This window comes from Pantoea sp. X85, from assembly GCF_029623675.1.
Taxonomy (GTDB): Bacteria; Pseudomonadota; Gammaproteobacteria; order Enterobacterales; family Enterobacteriaceae; genus Pantoea; species Pantoea leporis.
This window is the reverse complement of sequence record NZ_CP121108.1, coordinates 721954-736418: the sequence shown is the minus strand read 5'-3', so window position 1 is coordinate 736418 and position 14465 is coordinate 721954. Positions and strand designations below refer to the sequence as shown.

The 14465-nt window shown below is 54.4% G+C and carries 12 protein-coding genes; 2 read left to right on the top strand and 10 right to left on the bottom strand.

All coding sequences use genetic code 11. The features are described 5' to 3' along the window. Position 1 precedes the first annotated feature (1 nt). The 3 genes from lspA to ribF are packed head-to-tail and all read right to left on the bottom strand — an operon-like array spanning position 2 to position 4293. On the bottom strand, positions 2–508 hold the full coding sequence (lspA, locus tag P6287_RS03345) for a signal peptidase II (protein WP_210080885.1): 507 nt from the start codon (positions 506–508) through the stop codon (positions 2–4). Beyond that, on the bottom strand, positions 508–3327 hold the full coding sequence (gene ileS / locus P6287_RS03340) for an isoleucine--tRNA ligase (RefSeq protein WP_277974506.1): 2820 nt from the start codon (positions 3325–3327) through the stop codon (positions 508–510). The genes lspA and ileS overlap by 1 nt, the downstream gene beginning before the upstream one ends. Before the next feature lie 27 nt (positions 3328–3354). Next, a complete protein-coding gene (ribF, locus tag P6287_RS03335; protein WP_101762149.1) occupies positions 3355–4293 on the bottom strand; it encodes a bifunctional riboflavin kinase/FAD synthetase in 939 nt (312 codons plus the stop codon). Positions 4294–4611: 318 nt separating this feature from the next. On the opposite strand from ribF, the gene rpsT reads away from it, so the two are divergent. After that, positions 4612–4875, top strand: a complete 264-nt coding sequence (gene rpsT, locus P6287_RS03330) for a 30S ribosomal protein S20 (protein WP_036619798.1) — start codon at positions 4612–4614, stop codon at positions 4873–4875. Between the two features lie 53 nt (positions 4876–4928). On the opposite strand, the gene nhaR is transcribed toward rpsT, so the two are convergent. From nhaR to dnaK, 4 genes are all read right to left on the bottom strand, one after another. Then, positions 4929–5831, bottom strand: coding sequence for a transcriptional activator NhaR (gene nhaR, locus P6287_RS03325; protein ID WP_277974505.1), 903 nt, complete (start codon positions 5829–5831; stop codon positions 4929–4931). A gap of 35 nt (positions 5832–5866) precedes the next feature. Next, the gene (gene nhaA, locus P6287_RS03320; RefSeq protein WP_277974504.1) at positions 5867–7045 is read right to left on the bottom strand and encodes a Na+/H+ antiporter NhaA; all 1179 of its coding nucleotides are present in this window, start codon (positions 7043–7045) and stop codon (positions 5867–5869) included. 231 nt (positions 7046–7276) lie between these two features. Next, complete coding sequence (gene dnaJ / locus P6287_RS03315) at positions 7277–8410, bottom strand: molecular chaperone DnaJ (RefSeq protein WP_101762152.1); 1134 nt, start codon at positions 8408–8410, stop codon at positions 7277–7279. A gap of 104 nt (positions 8411–8514) precedes the next feature. Then, entirely contained in the window at positions 8515–10419 is a 1905-nt protein-coding gene (gene dnaK, locus P6287_RS03310) for a molecular chaperone DnaK (RefSeq protein WP_101762153.1), read from the bottom strand. A 300-nt stretch (positions 10420–10719) separates the two neighbouring features. Between dnaK and satP the strand changes: the two genes are divergently transcribed. After that, entirely contained in the window at positions 10720–11280 is a 561-nt protein-coding gene (gene satP / locus P6287_RS03305; protein WP_101762154.1) for an acetate uptake transporter, read from the top strand. A 38-nt stretch (positions 11281–11318) separates the two neighbouring features. On the opposite strand, the gene P6287_RS03300 is transcribed toward satP, so the two are convergent. The 3 genes from P6287_RS03300 to tal all read right to left on the bottom strand — a co-directional run bounded on the left by P6287_RS03300 (position 11319) and on the right by tal (position 14401). Next, entirely contained in the window at positions 11319–12629 is a 1311-nt protein-coding gene (locus P6287_RS03300; RefSeq protein ID WP_277974503.1) for an MFS transporter, read from the bottom strand. Positions 12630–12739: 110 nt separating this feature from the next. Next, a complete protein-coding gene (gene mog, locus P6287_RS03295; protein ID WP_101762156.1) occupies positions 12740–13327 on the bottom strand; it encodes a molybdopterin adenylyltransferase in 588 nt (195 codons plus the stop codon). Positions 13328–13447: 120 nt separating this feature from the next. Beyond that, complete coding sequence (gene tal, locus P6287_RS03290; protein WP_137385129.1) at positions 13448–14401, bottom strand: transaldolase; 954 nt, start codon at positions 14399–14401, stop codon at positions 13448–13450. Between the last annotated feature and the right edge of the window lie 64 nt (positions 14402–14465).

Below are 14465 nucleotides of genomic sequence, written 5' to 3'. Positions count from 1 at the left end.
GTTACCCTTTCTGTTTAGCCGGTTTGCCGTTCGGGCTGAGAAAACCTTCCAGCACCACCAGCGCCGCGCCGATGCAGATGGCACAGTCGGCGATGTTAAAAGTCGCGAAGTGCCAGTCACCGACATAGAAGTCGATAAAATCGACCACAAAGCCGTGATACGAACGGTCAAACAGGTTACCCAACGCCCCGCCGATAATCAGGGCGTAGGCAATATTGGTTAATTTGTTGCTGGCAGCGTTGCGATACATCATCACCAACAGCGCCACCACGATAGCAATGGCGATGCCGGCGAAGAACCAGCGCTGCCAGCCGCCTTTGTCGGCCAGGAAACTGAACGCCGCGCCATAATTATGCGCGTAGAACAGGTTCAGGAACGGCATCAGCGGCCGCGTTTCGTGCAGCATCATGTTGTTGATGACCCACATCTTGCTGCCAAAATCGATGGCAATCACCACCAGCACCAGCCAAAGCCAGCGCAAACCGGTTGAAGAGAGCGCTTTACTCATCAGGCAAATTTCCGCTGTTCGCCAGTACCGGCGACGTTGGTGTAGCAACGACCACACACCGCAGCATGCTCCGGATTCTGGCCAACGTCAGTAGTGTAATGCCAGCAGCGCGGACATTTCTCGCCTTCTGCTTTATGCAGCGCGATTTTCAGACCTTTGAACAGCTCGCTCTGCTGCGCTTCATCGCTGGCAGTGGCGTAATCCGCCACGGTCGCGCCTGAAGTTAACAGCACGAAACGCAGCTCATCACCCAGCGCCTGCAGCTTGGCTGCCAGCTCGGCATCCGCATACAGCGTAACCGTCGCTTCCAGTGCGCCGCCGATGCGTTTGTCGCTACGCGCTTGCTCAATCACCTTGTTCACTTCACCGCGGACTTTCAGCACATCATCCCAATAGGCATCGTTCAGCGTTTCGTTATCTGCCAGACCAAACAGATCCTGATACCACTCTTCGGTGAACACGTACTTCGCGCGATCGCCCGGCAGGTAGCCCCAGATTTCGTCTGCGGTGAAGGACATGATTGGCGCCATCCAGCGTACCAGCGCTTCAACAATGTGCCACAGCGCGGTTTGGCAGCTGCGACGCGCCAGGCTGTCGCCTTTTGCGGTGTACTGACGATCTTTGATCACATCGAGATAGAACGAGCCCATTTCGATTGAGCAGAAGTGCATCAGACGCTGCACCACTTCGTGGAAATCGTAGTTTTCGTAGGAGTGCACGATATCCTGCTGCGCTGCCAGCGCACGGCCAACCGCCCAGCGATCCACCACCACCATCTCTTCCGGCTTGACGCAATCGGTCGCCGGGTTAAAGCCAGCAAGGTTTGCCAGCAGGAAACGCGCGGTGTTACGGATACGACGATAGCTGTCTGCGGCACGCTTCAGGATTTCGTCGGAAACCGCCATCTCACCGGAATAATCGGTAGAAGCGACCCACAGACGCAGAATGTCCGCACCCAGCTTATCCATCACATCCTGCGGCGCCACGGTGTTGCCGATCGATTTCGACATCTTGCGGCCCTGACCATCCACGGTGAAACCGTGCGTCAGTACCTGACGATAAGGCGCTTTGCCTTTCATCGCCGTGGAGATCATCAGAGAAGACATGAACCAGCCGCGATGCTGATCCGAACCTTCCAGGTACATATCTGGCGTATGGCCGCCGAATTCAGGACGCGCATCCACCACTGAGTAGCTGGTAGATCCAGAGTCGAACCACACGTCTAAGGTGTCTGGCACTTTGACGTAGTGGTCAGCGTCGTCGCCCATCAGGTCGCGCGGATCGAGATCCCACCACGCCTGAATGCCGTCCTGCTCAACCCGTTTCGCGACTTTCTCCATCAGCTCCAGCGTATCCGGATGCAGCTGCTCGCTCTCTTTATGCACGAACAGCGCCATCGGCACGCCCCACGTACGCTGACGTGAGATACACCAGTCCGGACGGTTCGCTACCATCGCTTCGATACGCGCCTGGCCCCAATCCGGGATCCACTGCACGCCTTTGATCTCTTTCAGCGACTGCGCACGCAGGCCTTTCTGATCCATGCTGATGAACCATTGTGGCGTGGCACGGAAGATGATTGGCGTTTTATGACGCCAGCAGTGCGGGTAGCTGTGCAGCAGCTTCTCCACGTGCAGCAGCGCGCCCTTCTCTTTCAGCAGCTCAACGATCATGTCGTTGGCTTTAAAGACGTTTACGCCATCCAGCGTCGGGTAGGTGCCTGGTAGATACGCGCCATCCGGCCCCACCGGATTGGCGGTTTCCAGACCGTATTTCTGACCGATAACATAGTCATCCGGGCCATGGCCTGGCGCGGTATGTACCGCACCGGTACCGGCTTCCAGCGTCACATGCTCACCCAATACCACTTTCGATTGGATCTGCTCGAGGAACGGATGCTGGAACAGCTGCAGCTCCAGCGCCGCGCCGTTGCATTCGCCCAGCACGGTCCAGTCGCTGATGCCCGCGCGCTTCATCACGCTCTCAACCATCTCTTTGGCGAGAATCAGGCTGCGACCGTCGATCTGCAGCAGCTGGTATTCAAATTCAGGATGCAGCGAGATACCACGGTTGGCTGGCATGGTCCACGGCGTGGTGGTCCAGATCACCAGTGAAACCGGGCCTTCTGAAGCAGCGACGCCAAACTTCGCGCGCACCGCATCGGCATCCACGGCATTGAACATCACATCGATGGATGGCGAAGTTTTGTCGTAATACTCCACTTCCGCTTCAGCCAGCGCCGAACGGCAATCCATGCACCAGTGCACCGGCTTAGCGCCTTTGTGCAGATGGCCGTTGCCGATGATTTTACCCAGCGCACGGATGATGTTGGCTTCGGTCTGGAAATTCATCGTCAGATAAGGACGATCCCAGTCACCGAGCACGCCGAGGCGGATGAAGTCATTTTTCTGGCCTTCAACCTGCTCTGCCGCATATTGGCGGCAAGCGGCACGGAATTCAGACGCGCTCACTTTTTCGCCCGGCTTACCAATCATCTGTTCAACTTTGTGCTCAATCGGCAAGCCGTGGCAGTCCCAACCTGGAACGTACGGCGAGTCGTAGCCCGCCATGCCTTTCGACTTAACGATAATGTCTTTCAGAATCTTGTTAACTGAGTGACCAATATGAATGCTGCCGTTCGCATAAGGAGGGCCATCGTGCAAAATAAAGGTTTTTTTCCCTTTTTTGGCTTCGCGGATGATGCCGTACAGGTTGTCATCATACCAACGTTGCAGCATTCCCGGTTCACGCTTGGCCAGATCGCCACGCATCGGGAACCCCGTTTCCGGCAAATTCAGGGTAGATTTATAGTCACTCATCAGATTCTCGATTCCGTATTTCGGTCATTAAACCGGTGTTTTTAGCCCAAAGAATTGGCGGGCTGTCACCACATCTTTCGCAATTTGTTCTTTCAGCGCGTCCAGCGAAGCGAAACGCTGTTCATCGCGAATCTTCTGTTTCAGCACCACTTCAATGTGACGCCCATAGAGATTCATATGTGTGTCGAGCAGATGAACTTCAAGCTGCTGACGTAAACCTTTTACCGTTGGGCGCGTACCAATATTGGCCACGCCGGGCAGCGGCTGATCCCCAAGGCCCAACACTGCCACCGCAAACACGCCTTTAACCGGCGTAACGGTGCGACGCAAAGGGAGATTAGCCGTTGGGAAACCGATGGTGCGCCCGAGTGCATCGCCGTGCACTACGCGGCCTGAGATGCTGAACGGATGGCCCAGCAGCGCTTCGGCTTGCGCAAAATCATCCTGCGCCAGCGCCTGACGAACGGCGGTACTGCTGATGCGCTTGCCGCTGTCACAATAAGTCTGGGTGCTGATAACCTCAAAGCCATACTCCGCACCGGCTTTCTGTAATAACAGGAAATCCCCCTGGCGACCAGCGCCGAAGCGGAAATCATCGCCTACGGCCAGGAACTTGACGTTGAGCTTGTCTACCAGCAATTCGGAAATAAAACTCTGCGCCGAATGCGCAGCGAAGCGACGATCAAAACGTACGCAGAGTACGGCATCAACGCCCGCTTGTTCGAGGTACTTCAGCTTTTCACGCAAACGCGTAAGGCGCGCCGGGGCTTTGTCGCCGGCAAACAGCTCAAGCGGTTGTGGCTCAAATACCATCACCACCACCGGCAGATTGCGTTTTCGTCCTTCGGCAATCAGCTGCGCCATCAAAGCCTGGTGGCCGCGATGTACGCCGTCGAAATTGCCAATGGTCAGGACGCAGCCGCGATGCTGCTCTTTCAGATTATAAATACCGCGGATAAACTTCATGGCTGACTCAAACCGGTGGAAATCGGCGGATTATACCCTTGAATGGCGTTTAGGTTAACCCGTATACGTGCCTTTCCTGCTTCTGGCGCGGCTTATTCCACGCGTGGGCAATTGCTTAGCAAGGTTCTGAAGATTTTTGCTGCGAAATACTGTATTCAACGCCGCGTTGCTGGTAGAATCCTGCGCCATCAATTACGTAATCGAGTGTTGTTTTTAAAACGACGCTTATTTGCACAAATCCATTGACATAAGAAGGCGCAAAAGGCATAGTCCTCGGCCTTTGATTTGTCCATATAGATCACATTTGGGAGTTGGACCTTGGCTAATATCAAATCAGCTAAGAAACGCGCCGTAACATCTGAGAAACGTCGCAAGCATAACGCAAGCAACCGTTCAATGATGCGTACTTTCATCAAGAAAGTATACGCGGCTATCGCAACAGGCGACAAAGCTGCTGCGCAGAACGCATTCAACGAAATGCAACCACTCGTGGACCGTCAGGCTGCTAAAGGTCTGATCCACAAAAACAAAGCTGCACGTCATAAAGCAAACCTGACTGCTCAGATCAACAAACTGGCTTAATCGCCCGTCTGTTAATCGCTTTGTAAAAAAGAACCGGCGTTTAGCCGGTTTTTTTATGCCTGCAATTCAGGGGTAAACAGCGCACTAAAGTCGCGATGGCAGATCCGCTGTACCGCCGGATGCTGAATCATCCGTTCGGCAAAGATCACGTGATACTCCTCCATCACCGCATCCAACCGCCCAATCTCTTTGATGGCGTCATCCCGGTAAATCTCGTCGCCATACAGCGTCGGAGCCATAAATATCGCGTTGTTAAGCGCACCAAAAGCTTTCATTAATGCCGCATCATCAAACTCGCCCAGAATCTCCACTTGCAATCCCTGGCTGTGAATCCAGTTCAGCAGTTTACGACCCAGCATCGAGCGACGCCCCGGAATCAGCAAACGCCGCTCTTCCAGGCTGGCAGGAAACGGCAGCGTCGGTAACGGTGTGTTGCACCAGAAGCTGATCGGACACTCGCCCAGCTTGACCGAAAACAGCCCTTCCTGCTGAGTCGAATCAATTGGGCAATCGGAAAGAATCATATCCAGCTTGTGCTGGCTTAACTGTTCCAACAGCATCTCGTGCGTTGATTCAAAGCAGCGCAGATGGATTCCCTCTTCAGCCACCACCGCAGCCTGCAGCACCTTGCTCACCAGTTGCTTAGACAAGGCATCCGCTACGCCAACATCAAACAGCAGATGCGACTCTTTGCGGTAGTTAACGATATCGAGCATCTCCTGGCTCAGCATGAACATGCGGTCGGCATAGCGAAACACCAGTTGGCCAAGTTCCGTCGGCACTAAACCGCGCCCCTGACGACGAAACAGCACGCCGCCGAGTTGCTCTTCCAGCGATTTAATCTGGCCAGTGACCGTCTGTGGCGCCAGGCACAGCACATCCGCAGCGCGCACTACCGAACCGGCTTTACACACCTGCCAGAAATAGTAGAGATGATTAAAGTTGAGCTGATTCATCGGCAAAAAAGGAGGCTTTCGCCCCCTTCCTCTTTTTAACGCAATTTGATGCGCAGCAGCGTGTAACCAATCACCGCTGAGAGCAGCGAGCCACTGAGAATCCCCAGCTTGGAGAAGGTCACCAGTTGCTCATGGGCGGCATCAAACGCCAGCGAACTGATAAAGATCGACATGGTGAAGCCGATACCGCACAGCACACCAATCGCCATGATATCGCGTATCGTGGTGCCCGCCGGCAACACCGCCAGCCGCCACTTCACCGCCAGCCAGCAGAACAGCGTGATACCCAACGGTTTACCAATCAGCAAGCCGAGAATGATGCCCAGCGGCTCTGGCGACAGCGTATCCATAAAGGTAATGCCGCTCAGCGAGATGCCGGCGTTGGCAAAAGCGAACAGCGGCAGAATCAGCCAGTTTACCCACGGCATTAAACCATGCGCCAGATGCTCGGCTGGAGAATGGCCGTTCTTCTCTTCCAGCGGCACGAAGAAGCCAACAATCACGCCCGCTAACGTTGCATGCACACCCGATTTGAGCACCGCCGTCCACAGCACAATGCCGACTAACATATAGATGGCAATGTTACGCACGCCGCAACGATTGAGAATCGCCAGCAGCACAATCGCACCTGCCGCTACGCTCAGCGACAGCACGGAGAGATCGCTGGTGTAGAACAGCGCGATAATCACGATAGCGCCGAGATCATCAATAATCGCCAGCGCCATCAGGAACACTTTCAGCGCGGTTGGCACGCGGCTGCCCAACAGTGCCAGCACACCCAATGCAAAGGCGATATCAGTAGCAGTAGGAATTGCCCAGCCGTTACGCGCAATAGGATCGCCATAATTAAGCAGCAGGAAAATCAGTCCCGGCACCACCATGCCGCCAATTGCCGCAATCACCGGGAAAATGGCGCGATCGCGGCTGGCGAGTTCACCGGTGATTAGTTCACGTTTCACTTCCAAACCAATCAGCAGGAAGAACAGCGCCATCATGGCATCGTTGATCCACAGCAGCAGGTTTTTGCTGATGTCTAATGCACCGAAGCGAATCTGCACCGGCTCGGCGAGAAACGATTGATAAGCTTGAGCGGTTTCCGCGCTGTTAGCCAAAATCATTGCCGCGACGGCCGCCAGAATCAGCACCATGCCGTTGCTGGCATCGCTGGCAATAAAGCTTTTCAGTAAGCTTCGAAGAGAACGGGGTTTGTTCACAACTCCTCCTGAGTAGAGACATTTAGGCTGAGAAGTGTAGCGACTCAAACACCTCGTTAAAAGCAGCTTATGTCTCGTTAACGACTCGATAATACCGATGCATTACGAAACGGTTTCTGCTTTTATCTCACGCCAGGCAGATTGAGCTTATATCAGGAGCGACGCGTTGGCGGGAAAACATAAAAAAAGCGGAGAGTTTCCTCTCCGCTTTATTAAGCATGCCAGACGGGATTAACGTGTTAAATCGTCAAAAAACTTCTTCACGCCGTCGAGGAAGCTTTTGGAGCGCGGGCTGTTTTTCTCACCGCTCGGGCCGCCAAAACTCTCTTCCAGTTCACGCAGTAACGCTTTCTGTTTGTCATTGAGGCTAACTGGCGTTTCCACCACCACACGACACAGCAAATCGCCTACCGCACCACCACGCACCGATTTCACGCCTTTACCGCGCATGCGGAACAGCTTGCCAGTTTGCGTTTCAGAAGGCACTTTCAGGTTCACACGTCCATCAAGCGTCGGCACTTCAATCTCGCCACCTAATGCTGCCATCGCAAAGTTAATCGGCACTTCGCAATATAGGTTGTTATCTTCACGCTCGAAGATCGGGTGCTTTTTCACCGAAACCTGAACGTACAGATCGCCCGCTGGTGCGCCCTGTTCGCCCGCTTCACCTTCGCCGGTCAGACGAATGCGATCGCCGGTATCCACGCCTGCTGGAATTTTCACCGACAGGGTTTTACTGCGCTCAACGCGACCGTGACCATGACAAGCATTGCAAGGATCTTTGATCACTGAACCGCGACCGTGACAGGTCGGACACGCCTGCTGCACGGTGAAGAAGCCCTGACGCATCTGCACCTGGCCTGCGCCATGACAGGTATGGCAGGTCTGCGGTTTGGTCCCCGCTTTCGCGCCGCTGCCGTGGCAGACATCGCACTCTTCCAGTGTTGGAATGCGGATCTCTTTGGTCACGCCGCGTACCGCTTCTTCCAGCGTTAGCTCCATGTTGTAGCGTAAATCGGCGCCACGTGCGGCACGCTGACGGCGGCCACCACCAAAAATATCGCCAAATACGTCGCCAAAGATATCGCTGAAGTCGGCACCGCCGCCGCCGAAGCCACCACCGCCGCCCATGCCGCCTTGTTCAAAGGCTGCGTGACCATATTGGTCGTAGGCCGCACGCTTCTGTGCGTCGGTCAGAATTTCGTAGGCTTCCTTAATTTCTTTAAACTTCGCTTCGGCTTCTTTATTGTCCGGATTACGGTCCGGATGGTATTTCATCGCCAGGCGCTTATAAGCCTTTTTGATTTCACGCTCATCTGCGGATTTAGAGACGCCTAAGATCTCGTATAAATCACTCTTAGCCATATTTGTTCTGCCCTTAACATGATCGCACGGGCGTGGAGAGATCTCCTACGCCCGTGCTGGTTTCAACGGCTGTCAGGCCAGCCGTCGCGCCCGGTCAGGGGCAATTATTTTTTGTCTTTAACTTCTTCGAACTCAGCGTCGACAACGTCGTCTTCTTTCTGTGCAGAAGCATCGCCTGCATCAGCTGCCTGACCCTGCTGCTGTGCCAGCTCCATCAGTTTGCTGGACACTTCCATCAATGCCTGCATTTTGGCTTCGATTTCTGCTTTGTCTTCGCCTTTCAGCGCGGTGTTCAGCTCGGTCAACGCAGCTTCGATTGGCGCTTTGTCGTCAGCAGACAGTTTGTCGCCCGCTTCGTCCAGCTGCTTACGGGTGCTGTGCGAAATCTGATCGCCCTGGTTACGGGTCTGAACCAGCTCTTCGAACTTGCGGTCAGACTCGGCGTTCGCTTCCGCGTCACGCACCATTTTTTCGATCTCTTCTTCATTCAGACCAGAAGAAGCCTTGATGGTGATCTTCTGCTCTTTACCGCTGTTTTTGTCTTTCGCAGACACGTGCAGGATACCATCCGCATCGATATCGAAGGTGACTTCGATCTGCGGCATACCGCGCGGTGCAGCCTGGATACCGTCGAGGTTGAACTGGCCCAGGGATTTGTTATCACCTGAACGCTTACGCTCACCCTGCAGCACGTGAATCGTCACGGCAGACTGGTTATCTTCAGCGGTAGAGAACACCTGGCTGTGCTTGGTTGGGATGGTGGTGTTCTTGCTAATCAGCGAAGTCATCACGCCGCCCATGGTTTCGATACCCAGCGACAGCGGAGTCACGTCCAGCAGCAGAACGTCTTTCACTTCACCCGCCAACACGCCGCCCTGAACCGCAGCACCCACGGCTACCGCTTCATCCGGGTTCACATCTTTACGTGGCTCTTTACCAAAGAACTCAGTCACTTTCGCCTGAACCATTGGCATACGCGTTTGACCGCCCACCAGGATCACGTCGTTGATGTCTGAAACAGACAGACCCGCATCCTGCAGAGCCACTTTCAACGGCTCGATAGAGCGAGAAACAAGGTCTTCAACCAGTGATTCCAGTTTCGCACGTGTTACTTTGATGTTCAGGTGCTTAGGACCGGTCGCATCCGCCGTGATGTACGGCAGGTTAACGTCGGTCTGCTGTGCTGAGGACAGCTCGATCTTGGCTTTCTCTGCCGCTTCTTTCAGACGCTGCATGGCCAGCGGATCGTTGTGCAGATCGATGCCCTGATCTTTCTTAAATTCAGCCACCAGATAGTTAATCAGACGGCTATCGAAGTCTTCACCACCCAGGTGGGTATCACCGTTGGTTGCCAGAACTTCAAAGGTTTTCTCGCCATCAACGTCATCGATCTCAATGATTGAGATATCGAAAGTACCACCGCCTAGGTCGTATACCGCGATGGTGCGGTTGCCCTGACCTTTATCCAGGCCGTAAGCCAGTGCAGCTGCGGTTGGTTCGTTGATGATACGTTTTACTTCCAGACCCGCGATACGGCCGGCGTCTTTGGTCGCCTGACGCTGCGCATCGTTGAAGTAAGCTGGAACGGTAATAACCGCTTCAGTGACGGCTTCACCGAGGAAATCTTCCGCGGTTTTCTTCATCTTTTTCAGCACTTCAGCAGAAATCTGCGGCGGTGCCATTTTCTGGCCTTTTACGTCCAGCCATGCGTCGCCGTTATCTGCGCCGATGATTTTGTACGGCATAATTTTAATATCACGCTGTACTTCTTCGTCCTGGAAGCGACGGCCAATCAGGCGCTTGATCGCAAACAGGGTGTTCTGCGGGTTGGTCACAGACTGACGTTTAGCCGGTTGACCCACCAGAGTTTCGCCATCCTGTGCATACGCAATGATCGACGGCGTGGTGCGATCGCCTTCGGCGTTTTCCAGTACGCGTGCTTTACCACCATCCATAACTGCAACACATGAGTTGGTTGTACCCAAGTCAATACCAATAATCTTGCCCATCTAAACGTCTCCTACTTAAATTCTTTGCCAATTTGGGTTGTGAAACAGAGATGCGGTCAAACTGACCACTTTCAACTGCTGAAGCAGGCTTTTTTTGCTGCCTCACAACGCTCGATGACAAGTAAATGGGGCCGGTTCGATGCGCATCAAGGGTTAAAACTAAAAAAAATTTCATTCTCTCGTCGATTCAGATCAAAGTTGGGCAAAAAGAGGCCGCTTATTATGCAGCGCCTCGCGCCCCCAGCGGTTTGCGCGGGTGTAAAACACGAACAACATCTTCAACGCTGCTTCTGAGGAATTATGAGCAATACCACGCTGGCGAATCCCGCCCCGTTGGGCCTGATGGGATTCGGTATGACCACCATCCTGCTCAACTTACACAACACCGGCCTGTTTGCGATGGATGTGATCATCCTGGCGATGGGGATTTTCTACGGCGGCATCGCGCAAATTTTTGCCGGGCTGCTGGAGTATAAGAAAGGCAACACCTTCGGGCTGACCGCCTTTACCTCTTACGGCAGCTTCTGGTTAACGTTGGTGGCGATTCTACTGCTGCCAAAACTGGGGCTGGCAGAGGCGGCCGACGGCCACTTCCTTGGCGCGTATCTCGCGCTGTGGGGCGTGTTCACTGCATTCCTGTTTTTCGGCACGCTGAAGTCACCGAAAATGCTGCAGTTCATCTTCGCCAGCCTGACGCTGCTGTTTGCGCTGCTGGCTATCGGCCACCTGACCGACAACGCGGGGTTGCTGCGCGTTGCCGGCTGGATTGGCATTATTTGCGGTTCGAGTGCGTTCTATCTGGCGATGGGCGAAGTGCTGAACGAGAAGTTTGGTCGTACGGTATTGCCGATTGGCGAGTGACAAATGAATAGCGGAGCTGTTTGGCTCCGCTTTTTGCATTATGACGAGTGCAGCGACATATCTAACTGCGCATACTGCTGACGGCTATCGCGCCACAGCCAGATTCCCACCATAAAGCCAATTATCGCCAGCGCCAGCACATACCAGGCAGGCGCCATTGGCGTCAGGCTCATCATCAGCGTTACGCTAATCGGCGTCAGACCACCGAAAATCGCGTAAGCAACATTGTACGAGAATGAGATGCCGGTAAAGCGCACCGCCGCCGGGAATGCGCGCACCATCACAAACGGCACTACACCGACGACCCCCACGCTCAGGCCCGCTAAACCGTACCAAACAAACAGCATTTCCTGCGTGCTACTTAACTGATGGAAGAAGTTCCAGCTGCCGATCGCCAGCAGTATTGAACCGACCATCAGCGAACGCGCCGCGCCGAAGCGATCCACCAGCCATCCGGCGATAACACAACCCAGCAGCAGCATAATGGTGGCGAAGCTGTTGGCCTGCAGACTGAGCGCGGCGGGAATGCCATGCTGTTTTTGCATCAGCGTCGGCGCCATCAAAATCACCACCACAATACAGGCCGACAGAAGCCAGGTGAGCAGCATCGAAATTACGATGCCGCGCTTATGGCTGGCAAAAATGGTTTGCAGCGGCATTTTTTCTGCCAGCGCTTTACGCTGCTGCATCTGCTGGAACACCGGGGTTTCATGCAGCCAGCGACGCAGATACATCGCCAGCAAGCCAAACACACCGCCGAGGAAGAAAGGAATGCGCCAGCCATGATCGCGCATCGCAGCCGGTGACAGCGTGGTGTTCAGCACCGTTGCCACCAGCGAACCGAGCAGAATCCCTGCGGTTAAGCCTGCGGTCAGCGTGCCGCAGGCAAAACCAATGCGTTTTTCAGGCACATGTTCGGCGACAAACACCCACGCGCCAGGCACTTCACCGCCGATAGCCGCGCCTTGCAGCACGCGCATTAGCAGCATCAATAACGGCGCAGCGATGCCAATGCTGGCATAAGTGGGCAATGCGCCCATCGCCAACGTCGGCAGCGCCATCAGCAGAATACTGAGGCTGAACATCTTCTTACGCCCCACTTTGTCACCAAAGTGCGCCATGATAATGCCGCCTAACGGACGCGCCAGATAACCCGCAGCAAAGATGGCGAAAGTCTGCACCTGACGCAACCATTCAGGAATGTCAGGCGGGAAGAACAGTTCGCCAATCACGGCGGCAAAGAAGACGAAGATAATGAAGTCGTAGAATTCCAGCGCCCCACCAAGGGCGGCCAGCGACAGGGTTTTGTAATCCTGCCCGTTGAGTCGGCGCGTTGCGTGCGTATCCATAATCCAGCGGTATCCAGAGGCAAAACAACTTATGTAAAGATTGAATTACTATACCGTCAATATTTTGCCACACCAGTGCCGCTGGATTTTATGCCTGAAAATGCCGATTTTTAGTCATTTGTCTCACGACGGGCGCTTTTTGGGCGAAAAGCTGCTACCACATCGGCATGAGTTTCCACATACGGCCCTTCCAGTAGCTGTAAACAATAAGGTACAGCGGCAAAAATCCCCGGCACCTTTACCGTTCCATCTTCCGCTTTCAGCCCTTCCAGCGTTTCTTTAATGGATTTTGGCTGGCCCGGCAGATTGAGGATCAGCGACTGCTTGCGGATCACGCCAACCTGGCGAGACAAAATAGCGGTCGGCACAAATTGCAGGCTAATTTGGCGCATCTGCTCGCCGAAGCCCGGCATTTCACGGTCGGCAACCGCCAATGTGGCATCTGGCGTCACATCACGCCGCGCCGGTCCGGTGCCGCCGGTGGTGAGGACCAAATTGCAGAACAGCTCATCGACCAGCTCGCAAATCGCCTGCTCAATCATTGGCTGCTCATCCGGCACCAGACGCGTTTCGATTTCAAACGGCGTAGCCAGCGCGGCGGTGAGCCAGCTCTCTAACGCCGGAATGCCCTGATCCTGATAGATGCCGTTAGCAGCACGATCGGAAACGGAAATTAATCCAATTCGTAAAGTATCCATAGAGTTATCGCTGTGGTTAGCTGCATGGCAGCAAATGACGTGAGTAGTTAGAAGGATAATACAAGAAGCGGGGGAAAAAACGTAAAACCGTGGCAGCGGTTGCCGCCACGGCCAATCACCTTACAGCAGCTCGGCGATCATCTTCTCAAGTTTGCCCTGATCGATGGCAAAGTTGCGGATACCTTCAGCCAGTTTGGTAACGGCCATTGGATCCTGGTTGTGCTGCCAGAAGAACTCAGCTTCGGTCATCTTCGCTGGACGCGCTTTCACTTCGCCGGTGTAGCTCAGTTTACGCTCAACGGTGCCTTCGCTCTCAGCCAGCTCTTTCAGCAGGCCCGGAGAGATGGTCAGACGGTCGCAGCCAGCCAGCTCAATGATTTCACCAACGTTACGGAAGCTTGCGCCCATTACCACGGTTTCATAACCGTGCTGCTTGTAGTAGCTGTAGATTTCAGCCACAGACACCACGCCTGGGTCTTCGTGGGCTGCATACTCTTTCTTATCGGTGTTCTGCTTGTACCAGTCGAGGATACGGCCAACGAATGGAGAGATCAGGAACACGCCCGCTTCGGCACAGGCACGCGCCTGCGCGAAGGAGAACAGCAGCGTCAGGTTACAGTTGATACCTTCTTTTTCCAGTTGCTCAGCAGCACGAATGCCCTGCCAGGTTGACGCCAGTTTGATCAGGATACGGTCATTGCTGATGCCCGCATCGTTGTACAGTTTGATCAGGCTACGCGCTTTAGCGATGCTCGCTTCAGTGTCGTAAGAGAGGCGCGCATCGACTTCAGTCGAGATGCGACCAGGGATCAGTTTGAGAATTTCCAGACCAATGTTGACGGCCAGCTTGTCAGAAACCAGCGCCAGCTGATCTTCTTTGTTGCTGCTCTGCTGACGTGCCCAGGTAATGGCTTCGTCAATCAGTTTGCGGTATTCAGGGATTTGAGCGGCGTTGAGAATCAAAGAAGGGTTCGTGGTCGCGTCCTGCGGCTGGTAAAGTTTCATCGCCGCGATATCACCGGTGTCGGCGACCACAGTAGTCAGCTGACGCAAGGAAGTAAGTTTGTCCGTCATGGTTCTCTTTCTCTTAGGTTGACTGTCAGGGTGTAAAAGGCTGTTGCGATAATATCACGCACAA

Coding starts and splice junctions, on each gene's coding strand:
- lspA (WP_210080885.1), bottom strand. CDS start 508: ATGAGTAAAGCGCTCTCTTCAACCGGTTTGCGCTGGCTTTGGCTGGTG.
- ileS (WP_277974506.1), bottom strand. CDS start 3,327: ATGAGTGACTATAAATCTACCCTGAATTTGCCGGAAACGGGGTTCCCG.
- ribF (WP_101762149.1), bottom strand. CDS start 4,293: ATGAAGTTTATCCGCGGTATTTATAATCTGAAAGAGCAGCATCGCGGC.
- nhaR (WP_277974505.1), bottom strand. CDS start 5,831: ATGAATCAGCTCAACTTTAATCATCTCTACTATTTCTGGCAGGTGTGT.
- dnaJ (WP_101762152.1), bottom strand. CDS start 8,410: ATGGCTAAGAGTGATTTATACGAGATCTTAGGCGTCTCTAAATCCGCA.
- dnaK (WP_101762153.1), bottom strand. CDS start 10,419: ATGGGCAAGATTATTGGTATTGACTTGGGTACAACCAACTCATGTGTT.
- satP (WP_101762154.1), top strand. CDS start 10,720: ATGAGCAATACCACGCTGGCGAATCCCGCCCCGTTGGGCCTGATGGGA.
- P6287_RS03300 (WP_277974503.1), bottom strand. CDS start 12,629: ATGGATACGCACGCAACGCGCCGACTCAACGGGCAGGATTACAAAACC.
- mog (WP_101762156.1), bottom strand. CDS start 13,327: ATGGATACTTTACGAATTGGATTAATTTCCGTTTCCGATCGTGCTGCT.
- tal (WP_137385129.1), bottom strand. CDS start 14,401: ATGACGGACAAACTTACTTCCTTGCGTCAGCTGACTACTGTGGTCGCC.